This is a genomic window from Nostoc sp. (assembly GCF_035638895.1).
Lineage (GTDB): Bacteria > Cyanobacteriota > Cyanobacteriia > Cyanobacteriales > Nostocaceae > Nostoc.
In genome coordinates this window covers 1-9,226 of record NZ_DASQZC010000199.1, presented here as the reverse complement: position 1 = coordinate 9,226, position 9,226 = coordinate 1, and the positions used below count along the sequence as shown (strand labels likewise).

At 44.0% G+C, this 9,226-nt stretch carries 7 protein-coding genes and 1 tRNA gene; 7 read left to right on the top strand and 1 reads right to left on the bottom strand.

The features are described from left to right. The first annotated feature begins 94 nt into the window (after nt 1–94). The 4 genes from pds to VE944_RS09695 all read left to right on the top strand — a co-directional run bounded on the left by pds (nt 95) and on the right by VE944_RS09695 (nt 4,171). Nucleotides 95–1,534 carry a 15-cis-phytoene desaturase gene (gene pds, locus VE944_RS09710; RefSeq protein ID WP_229555406.1) on the top strand — a complete coding sequence of 480 codons (1,440 nt, stop codon included), beginning with the start codon at nt 95–97 and terminating at the stop codon, nt 1,532–1,534. Then, nucleotides 1,518–2,450: a 15-cis-phytoene synthase CrtB gene (crtB, locus tag VE944_RS09705; RefSeq protein ID WP_324975823.1), complete on the top strand. Its 933-nt coding sequence runs from the start codon at nt 1,518–1,520 to the stop codon at nt 2,448–2,450. The genes pds and crtB overlap by 17 nt, the downstream gene beginning before the upstream one ends. 106 nt (nt 2,451–2,556) lie before the next feature. Beyond that, a tRNA-Ser gene (locus VE944_RS09700) sits at nt 2,557–2,648 on the top strand. A gap of 203 nt (nt 2,649–2,851) precedes the next feature. Then, nucleotides 2,852–4,171 (top strand): ABC transporter substrate-binding protein, encoded by a 1,320-nt coding sequence (locus tag VE944_RS09695; protein ID WP_324975820.1) that lies wholly within the window; start codon nt 2,852–2,854, stop codon nt 4,169–4,171. 77 nt (nt 4,172–4,248) lie between these two features. Here VE944_RS09695 and VE944_RS09690 read toward each other — a convergent pair whose 3' ends face one another. Further along, nucleotides 4,249–5,091: a hypothetical protein gene (locus tag VE944_RS09690; RefSeq protein WP_324975817.1), complete on the bottom strand. Its 843-nt coding sequence runs from the start codon at nt 5,089–5,091 to the stop codon at nt 4,249–4,251. Between the two features lie 863 nt (nt 5,092–5,954). On the opposite strand from VE944_RS09690, the gene VE944_RS09685 reads away from it, so the two are divergent. From VE944_RS09685 to VE944_RS09675, 3 genes are all read left to right on the top strand, one after another. Continuing rightward, the gene (locus VE944_RS09685; protein ID WP_196523800.1) at nt 5,955–6,272 is read left to right on the top strand and encodes a hypothetical protein; all 318 of its coding nucleotides are present in this window, start codon (nt 5,955–5,957) and stop codon (nt 6,270–6,272) included. A 189-nt stretch (nt 6,273–6,461) separates the two neighbouring features. Further along, nucleotides 6,462–8,189 (top strand): succinate dehydrogenase/fumarate reductase flavoprotein subunit, encoded by a 1,728-nt coding sequence (locus VE944_RS09680; RefSeq protein WP_324975811.1) that lies wholly within the window; start codon nt 6,462–6,464, stop codon nt 8,187–8,189. 261 nt (nt 8,190–8,450) lie between these two features. Continuing rightward, nucleotides 8,451–9,226 (top strand): TIR domain-containing protein (locus tag VE944_RS09675; protein ID WP_324975808.1); only part of this gene is annotated, 776 nt, incomplete at its 3' end.

Below are 9,226 nucleotides of genomic sequence, written 5' to 3'. Positions count from 1 at the left end.
AGCGATCGCACAATAACTGCCAAATGTTACGGTTTGCAACGTATAATGAGAATCGACAAAACCATTAAGAAATATTGAAGGGCATTAGGGTTAAATGCGAGTAGCGATCGCGGGTGCTGGTTTAGCAGGGCTTTCCTGCGCGAAATATCTCACGGACGCAGGTCACACTCCCATTGTCTTGGAAAGCCGGGACGTATTGGGTGGTCTTGTTGCGGCGTGGAAAGACTCTGACGGCGACTGGTACGAAACCGGGTTACACGCCTTCTTCGGGGCATATCCGAATATGCTCCAATTGCTCAAGGAGTTGGGCATTGAAGACAGACTCCAGTGGAAAGATCATACGTTGATTTTCAATCAACCAGACAAGCCTGGGACACTCTCACGTTTTGATGTTCCAGATATTCCATCTCCTTTCAACGTGATTGCATCGATTCTTCGCAACAAAGACATGTTGACTTGGGAGCAGAAGATTCGGTTTGCAGTTGGCCTACTTCCAGCAGTGGTTCGGGGTCAAAAGTATGTTGAAGACATGGACAAGTACAGCTTCTTAGAGTGGTTGAAAAGGCAAGGTGTTGACGAGCGAGTAACTAGTGACGTTTTTATCGCCGCATGTAAAGCACTCACCTTTATCAATCCTGATGAAGTTTCAGCAACGATTCTGTTAACTGCACTGAATCGCTTTCTGCAAGAACGGTATGGCTCCAAGATTGCATTTTTGGATGGTTCTCCTACAGAACGTCTATGCAGCCCAATCGTAGATTACATCACAGAGCGCGGTGGAGAAGTGCGGTTGAATGCCCCCTTGAAAGAGATTTTGCTCAACGCCGATGGCACGGTGAAAGGATACTTGATTCGAGGTTTAAATGGGGCAGAAGATGAAGTTATCACAGCAGATTCGTATGTATCTGCCATGTCGGTTGACCCTTTAAAGGTCATGTTGCCTAAACCTTGGAAGCTTATGGAGTTTTTCAAGAAGCTAGAAGGCTTGGAAGGAGTACCAGTGATTAACCTGCATCTGTGGTTTGATCGGAAACTTACAGAAATTGATCACTTGCTTTTTTCGCGATCGCCCCTCCTAAGCGTTTATGCTGATATGAGCAATACCTGCCGTGAATACGCCAACCCCAATCGCTCAATGCTGGAATTAGTTCTAGCTCCGGCAAAAGATTGGATTGCCAAATCTGATGAGGAGATTGTGGCTGCAACGCTTGCTGAGTTGGAAAAACTTTTCCCCGATCACTTTGGGGGAGACAATCCAGCAACATTGCTGAAATCTCATGTGGTGAAAACGCCGCGTTCAGTTTACAAAGCGACCCCTGGTCGTCAACAGTACCGTCCAGCACAAGTTACGCCCATTGCCAACTTCTATCTCGCCGGAAGTTATACCATGCAACGCTACTTAGGCAGTATGGAAGGTGCCGTACTTTCTGGTAAGCTAACAGCGCAGGCAATTTCTGAGGCTCTCCCGGTAGCAAATTCCTCAAACCTGCAAACGCTCACCCGACCGCCCGCAACGAATGCTGCAACTGCCTGATTCCCCCCCGCGCATGAAAACGCTGGTCTCTGTAGACGAGTCATACAAACTTTGCCGACATCTCACAGCAAAGTATGCCAAGACTTTTTACCTGGGTACTTTGCTCATGAGTCCGGTAAAACGTCAATCTATTTGGTCAATTTACGCTTGGTGTCGCCGTACAGATGAATTGGTAGATGGGCCCGCATCTGCTATTACCACGCCAGAAACCCTAGACCTATGGGAACAGCAGCTGGAATCGATTTTTGCGGGACAGCCATTAGAAAATTACGATGTCGCTTTAGCTGATACCCTCCAGCGCTTTCCGATGGACATTCAGCCCTTTCGGGATATGATTGCCGGTCAGCGCATGGATTTATATCGCAGTCGTTATGAAACCTTTGAGGACTTATACCTCTACTGTTACCGCGTTGCTGGCACTGTTGGCTTAATGTCAACAGCAGTTATGGATGTGGATAGCACCATATATACCGCTCCCTGGCAGCAGAACAAACAACCTTATGTTCCCACAGAAGAAGCGATCGCTCTGGGAATTGCCAATCAACTCACCAACATCCTGCGGGATGTGGGAGAAGATGCCAAACGGGGACGAATCTACATTCCCCTTGAGGACTTGGCAAAATTCAACTACACCGAGCAAGACTTCTTCAAAGGTGTGGTAGATGATCGTTGGCGGGCGCTGATGCGCTTTCAAATCGAACGAGCCCGTCAATTCTATAGCACATCCGACCAGGGAATTACTTATTTAGCATCCGATGCCCGTTGGCCTGTGTGGGCAGCATCAATGCTGTATGGTCAGATTTTGGAGGTGATTGAACGCAACGACTATGATGTGTTCAGTCAACGGGCTTACGTTCCTCAGTGGAAAAAATTACGCACTTTGCCCCTGGCTTGGATGCGATCGCAAGTCCTTTAAAAAATTAGTCATTAGTCCTCAAGGTTTTGTAAATAACCAACAACCAATGACTAATGACTATTGACTCTCCCAAACAAATCTGATAACATTAATATTCGTGAGTCATGGAGAGGTGGCTGAGTGGTCGAAAGCGGCAGATTGCTAATCTGTTGTACGGCAGGCAACTCCGTACCGAGGGTTCGAATCCCTCCCTCTCCGTTTTCCAGCCTTTGATAGACACCTTTGCTACACAGAGTATGTTCTGTGTGGAAAAATAATACTAATCTAGTGTAAATATTTGTACTCCCAAAGATGGATGATATGATTTATCTTTTGGAGTCTTGATAAGATACAGCTAATTTAAAAATCTAGTTTGAATCTTACTTTTAGGCTCCTAAATATTTGAGGAGTCAAAGTTACTTATGAGAAAAATTAGTGCCGCCTTAACCTTTAGTATAGCTACCCTAGCAATTGGGTTCCTAGTTGGGGCTTGTGGTGATAATAGTACCCCCAATGGCACAGTTAACACCGGAAATACCGCTACCCCAGCAGCAAACTCAACTACTACAAGCAGTGATAAAGGGCTAAAAATTGGTTCCCTGCTACCGACAACAGGCGACTTAGCTTCTGTTGGACAGCAGATGTTAGGTTCTGTTCCTTTACTCGTCGATACGGTCAATGCCTGCGGTGGGGTGAATGGTGAACCAGTTACCTTAGTGCAAGTAGACGACCAAACCGACCCCAGAGCTGGTGCAGCCGGTATGACCAAACTTGCAACTTTAGATAAAGTGGCAGGTGTAGTTGGCTCCTTTGCCAGTAGCGTTTCTAGTGCAGCAGTCTCTATTGCCACACCGAATAAAGTCATGCTGGTTTCCCCTGGTAGTACCAGTCCTGTCTTTACTGAAAAGGCCCAAAAAGGCGACTATAAAGGCTTTTGGGCGCGTACTGCTCCCCCTGATACCTACCAAGCACTAGCTTTAGCCCAACTTGCCAGAAAAAAAGGTTTTAAGCGAGTTTCTACAGTCGTGATTAATAACGACTATGGCGTTGGTTTTGAAAAAGCATTTGTGCAAACTTTTGAAAAATTGGGCGGAACTATAGTTAATAAAGATAAGCCTGTTCGGTACGATCCGAAAGCCCAGACATTTGATACAGAAGCGGCTGCTGCTTTTGCTGGTAAACCAGATGCAGTCCTAGCTGTACTGTATGCTGAAACTGGTAGTCTGTTCCTAAAAGCCGCCTATCAGCAAGGTGTGACAAAGGGAGTACAAATTTTGCTGACAGATGGAGTGAAATCACCTACTTTTCCCGAACAAGTTGGCAAGGATGGTGATAAATTTATTTTAACTGGAGCGATCGGTACAGTACCTGGTTCCAATGGTAAAGCTCTAGAAGCCTTTACCAAGCTGTGGAAGGATAAAAAGGGTGGTGCGCCAGGAGAATACGCTCCTCAAGCTTGGGATGCGGCTGCTTTATTGACGTTGGCTGCACAAGCTGCTAAAGAAAATACAGGTGTTGGTATAGCCAGCAAAATCCGTGAAGTGGCTGATGGGACTGGCACGGAAGTTACCGATGTCTGCGAGGGATTGAAGTTACTTAAAGATGGTAAAAAGATTAACTATCAAGGAGCTAGTGGCAACGTTGATGTTGATGCTAACGGCGATGTCGTCGGTGTTTATGATGTTTGGACAGTAGGAGACGATGGCAAAATCAAGGTAATTGATAAAGTTACCCCCCAATAGAAAGTTAGGAATTAGGAGTTAGGAGTTATGAGTGAAACATTACTAACTCTTAACTTCTAACTCATAACTCTTAAATCTTAAAAGCCAGTAAAGTTGTAACCAACTCCTAACAATAAGCCTATATCAGTTTCATCGAAAAATCCGGCATTCACAGCAGCCGTTGCAGTGAATTGAGGAGTTAGAGGCACATCAATGCCACCAGATACTAAAAAGCCTAATTGCGAATCATCACCAGTTTTGTAAGCTGCACCCACTCCAACGTAAGGTGCGATCGCTAACGGTTCGCTAAAAGCATCTGCTGATTTGAACGTAAAATCATAGGTGATCGGAACTAGAACTGTAGTGTTGTCCCCAAATACGGCTGAAGGTCGCACCGATATAGAATTTGTCAGTCCGATTTTGCTGACTACTGCGAAGTTACCGTCGCCCAAAGACGTTTCACCACCACTCAAACCAATGTTAGCAGCAACGCCAATATAGCTGCTGCCGCCACGGGTAGTTGTACCTAAATCAATATCTGATTGCGCTACTTTGGTAGGAGATGGTTGAGAAGTAGTTTGAGAACTTGGTTGCACAAACTCAGAGGTAAGCGTTGCAGATGAGGTTGCCACTGTGCCTGGAATGGGTGTAGGCGTTACACTGGCGTTTTCCTGTATAGCAGCGTTTAGGGGCTGCTGCACCTTAGCTAAATTTGCTGCTGTAAATGTTTCAGTTGTTTCTGTAGAGAGATTTTGGCTTCCAGTGTCTAGTTCTGTACTAAACTTGTTGGGAGACGCTACGGTTGCGGAATGGTCGGTTGATGCTTGACTGCTCACCTTGTCAACTGTCTGGCCACTTGCAGATAAGCCACTACTCAGGACTGTAAGAGCAGCTATACTTGGTAACCAAAAAACACCTTTACGAAAAAAAATAGTATTCACGTTCACTCCTAAAACAATATTGCCACGAAAAATAAATGGTTTTGTTGATTAAAGTCAACAAATTCGGGCAATACTCAAAATTTAACATCAAAAAATTGGTTTTTCCATGCTGACTTTACTGGATTTATCTAGTTAATATTTACTATCAAAAAATTAAATACCATATTCTAAATATCTGGAATTTGGCAGATGACAAAAATTATTTTTGCTTTACGCAAAGAGCCTATTTGTTAAGGAGTTGATTAGGATTGCAAAAACTTTTAACAAAAAACTTAGCCTATATGAACACCTAGCTCGTCAGTCTTTGTGCTAACTGTTAAGCACATTGGCTTCAATCTGCTAGGGTACTTTATTGGGATGGTGCGTTAAGCTACGGCATAATACAACGCCACCTACTACCCTGCGGGTTCTCCAAAGGAGTACAACGTGGTAAAGCGCAACACAGTGCATAGTGTCAACTTAATCTAAAAGTCATATCCCGCAAGGCACTTCAGTTACTTGCTAATAGCAAAATTTGTCTCTTGATGACTAAGATATACCCAAAAATCTGAAGTCTACTGAAGTCTACTTTAGCTAAAAGCCAAAGAACTTTAGTTCAAGGCGGGTGACAAACCTAACAGTTAAATTATTTCGTAGTACTAAGAGAAGGTGAGAATTTCAGGTAGCGCCAACTACAAAAGAAGGGCTTCCCGTAGCGTATGGTTGGTGTATTTCGGTCATGCTGTACTAGAAATTACGCTTTGTAACAAAACAAGTTGATTGTGAAGTTATATTACGAAGCTTGCAAAAATATTTAGAAATTGTCTACAAAGCAAACATAGTTCTAACGTAGAACCTATTAGGAGAGACTTGAGGCAAATTTGATGATCGGAAATAATATTCAAAAGTATCGGTTTGTCTGTACCCTGACTTTCGGTGATATCTACGGTCAAATAATTGTTTGGTTGATTACAATTACCCTAAGTTTGGCATCAGCCTTGGCGCTAATGGGTGCCAAGCGACCCGTGTACGCTTTAGCAACAGCGGGTCTAGTCGTTCTGTTATCGCTACCTTTCTTGTTGTTTGCGTTTGTCACTACCTTGTTAAATCATATTGAACTCACTCCTGTAGGGCCTGAAACCAAAATGGAACCCATGCCAGGTAATGTGTCTCAGCAACAACCTGTACAAGCGACTAGCTGAAGAGTTAGGAGTTAAAAGTTATAAGTGAAGACCTAACTCTTCATTTTTAACTTTTCCCTCCTAATTTCAAAATTTGTAATAAAATCCCTGATCTATAGGCAGGGATTTTTTTTGTAGAGATGCAACGCACTGTCTGATTAATCACGTCTCTACAATAGAACAGCAGTGGTTTGCAATTAAGGGCTAATTATGCTTGAACACGATGTGATTATTGTCGGGGGTGGATTGGCGGGATGTCGGGCTGCTGTAGAAATTGCCCGCACTGACCCTAATTTAAATATTGCTGTGGTTGCCAAAACACACCCAATTCGATCGCACTCTGTGGCGGCTCAAGGTGGTATGGCTGCATCGTTGAAAAATGTTGATTCAGCCGATACTTGGGAAGCACATGCTTTTGATACTGTCAAGGGTTCTGATTACTTGGCAGACCAAGATGCTGTGGCAATTCTCGCCCAAGAAGCGCCAGATGTGGTAATTGACTTGGAACACATGGGCGTTTTGTTCTCTCGCTTACCCGATGGGCGCATTGCTCAACGCGCTTTTGGCGGACATTCTCACAATCGCACTTGCTACGCGGCTGATAAGACCGGTCACGCAATTTTGCACGAATTGGTTAACAATTTGCGGCGTTATGGAGTGCAAGTTTATGAAGAATGGTATGTGATGCGTCTCATTTTGGAAGAAAATGAGGCGAAGGGTGTGGTGATGTTCCATCTTTTGGATGGACATGTCGAGGTGGTGCGAGCCAAGGCGGTGATGTTTGCCACAGGGGGCTATGGTCGCGTTTATAACACCACCTCTAATGATTACGCTTCTTCGGGTGATGGTTTGGCAATGACTGCGATCGCAGGTTTGCCCCTTGAAGATATGGAATTTGTCCAATTTCATCCCACTGGCTTATATCCGGTAGGCGTGTTGATTTCAGAAGCGGTGCGAGGTGAAGGGGCATATCTGATTAATAGTGAAGGCGATCGCTTTATGGCGAACTATGCACCCAGTCGCATGGAACTGGCTCCTCGTGATATTACCTCACGAGCGATCGCTTACGAAATTCGCGCCGGTCGTGGTATTCATCTCGATGGTAGTGCTGGTGGCCCCTTCGTCTATCTGGATCTACGCCACATGGGCAAAGAAAAAATTATGAGTCGCGTCCCATTTTGTTGGGAAGAAGCACACCGTTTAGTGGGTGTTGACGCGGTAACTCAACCGATGCCAGTCCGTCCGACAATTCACTATTGTATGGGTGGTATTCCAGTTAATACTGATGGGCAAGTCCGCAGTAGTGGCGATGGTTTAGTTGATGCCTTCTTTGCTGCTGGCGAAACATCTTGTGTTTCCGTACATGGTGCGAATCGCTTGGGCAGTAATTCTCTGCTGGAATGTGTCGTTTATGGCAAGAGAACTGGGGCTGCGATCGCGCAATTTGTGCAAAAACGTAAGTTGCCTTCTGTGGATGAGCAACGATATGTAACGGAAGCCCAGCAACAAATCCAAGCTTTGCTAGAACAACCAGGACAGTATCGCATTAACCAAGTTCGTCAAGCTTTCCAGGATTGTATGACTGATTACTGCGGTGTTTTCCGTACTGACGCATTAATGAGTGAGGGGCTGCACAAACTAGAAGAAATCCAACAGCGATATCCACAAATTTATTTAGACGACAAAGGTAGTTGCTGGAATACGGAACTTGTAGAAGCTTTAGAATTGCGAAGTTTGATGGTAGTGGGACAGACTATTTTGGCATCAGCATTAAATCGCCAAGAGAGCCGTGGCGCTCATTTCCGCGAAGATTATTCCGAGCGAGATGATGCTAACTTCCTCAAACACACAATGGCTTACTATTCACCAGCAGGAATTGACATTCAATATCGTCCGGTGGCGATTACTATGTTTGAGCCAAAAGAGCGGAAGTATTAGTTATTGGGTCTTAAGACTTAAAACACAATTTTTTTTAACCATTATTAAAGTACAAAGACGCAAAGGCTGATATTTTCTTTGCGTCAGTCTTTAATAAGATATGGTAATCATTTTGAATTTAATGGGTATTATAGTTGCAGAAAAATGAAAATTTTGTGGTGCGAACAAGACGCTGATTATGCTATGTAAGTTCAATGCTAATTAGCTGATCACCTTTAAGATTTACCAGCCATCGACAAGAACAGGAAGTTTTTATTTCTTATGCTTAATGCACCCATTTTTGTCAGTTACCGAAGAGCAGATAGTGCTGCCGAAGCTGGACGTTTGCACAGTACTATTATTCGGGAACTGGGAAGAAATACTGTATTTATGGATACGTCTTCCATTGAACCTGGAACACAATGGTCAAAAGAGTTGGAAGAGGCTTTGCAAAAGGCTCAAATTGTCATAGTAGTTATAGGTACTGAATGGATTCGGATTAGTGATGAATTTGGGTTGCGTCGTATAGATCAAGAAGATGATTGGGTTCGTCGGGAGATTGAGTTTGCACTTCGTGAGAATAAAAAATTGCTACCGTTGTTGGTTAGAGGTGCTAAAATGCCTCCCTCTAATAAGTTACCTACATCACTTAGTGCCTTAACTCTAAGGCAAGCAGTAGATATTCGGGATATATATTGGGATCATGACATCAAGCTTGTTCTTGAGCAATTAAGATTAGTTACTGATCAAAATAAAAAAAGTGAACGTTCCCTTACAAGCAAGAATCTCTGGGGAATCTACCCTACTCCTGAGCCAGAAAAACCAGAGCCAATTAGTGACGATAAACTTAAAATTGCACTCAGTAGTAACTTATCGAAGTGGAAAAAAGTAGTTAGCCCACTCCCTGAAGATCCAACTAAAGTGCGTGTTGAAATTTTTCGCCAGTACAACTTCAAAACTTTCCGCCATGCCATCGAATTCATGAATCAGGTTGCGCCCGGGTGTGATATTGCACTCCACCATCCTCGATGGGAAAATGTTTGGCGAACAGTTAGAGT

Excerpts from the sequence above, each read along its gene's own strand:
- pds (WP_229555406.1), top strand. The coding sequence starts at position 95 with ATGCGAGTAGCGATCGCGGGTGCTGGTTTAGCAGGGCTTTCCTGCGCG.
- crtB (WP_324975823.1), top strand. The coding sequence starts at position 1,518 with ATGCTGCAACTGCCTGATTCCCCCCCGCGCATGAAAACGCTGGTCTCT.
- VE944_RS09695 (WP_324975820.1), top strand. The coding sequence starts at position 2,852 with ATGAGAAAAATTAGTGCCGCCTTAACCTTTAGTATAGCTACCCTAGCA.
- VE944_RS09685 (WP_196523800.1), top strand. The coding sequence starts at position 5,955 with ATGATCGGAAATAATATTCAAAAGTATCGGTTTGTCTGTACCCTGACT.
- VE944_RS09680 (WP_324975811.1), top strand. The coding sequence starts at position 6,462 with ATGCTTGAACACGATGTGATTATTGTCGGGGGTGGATTGGCGGGATGT.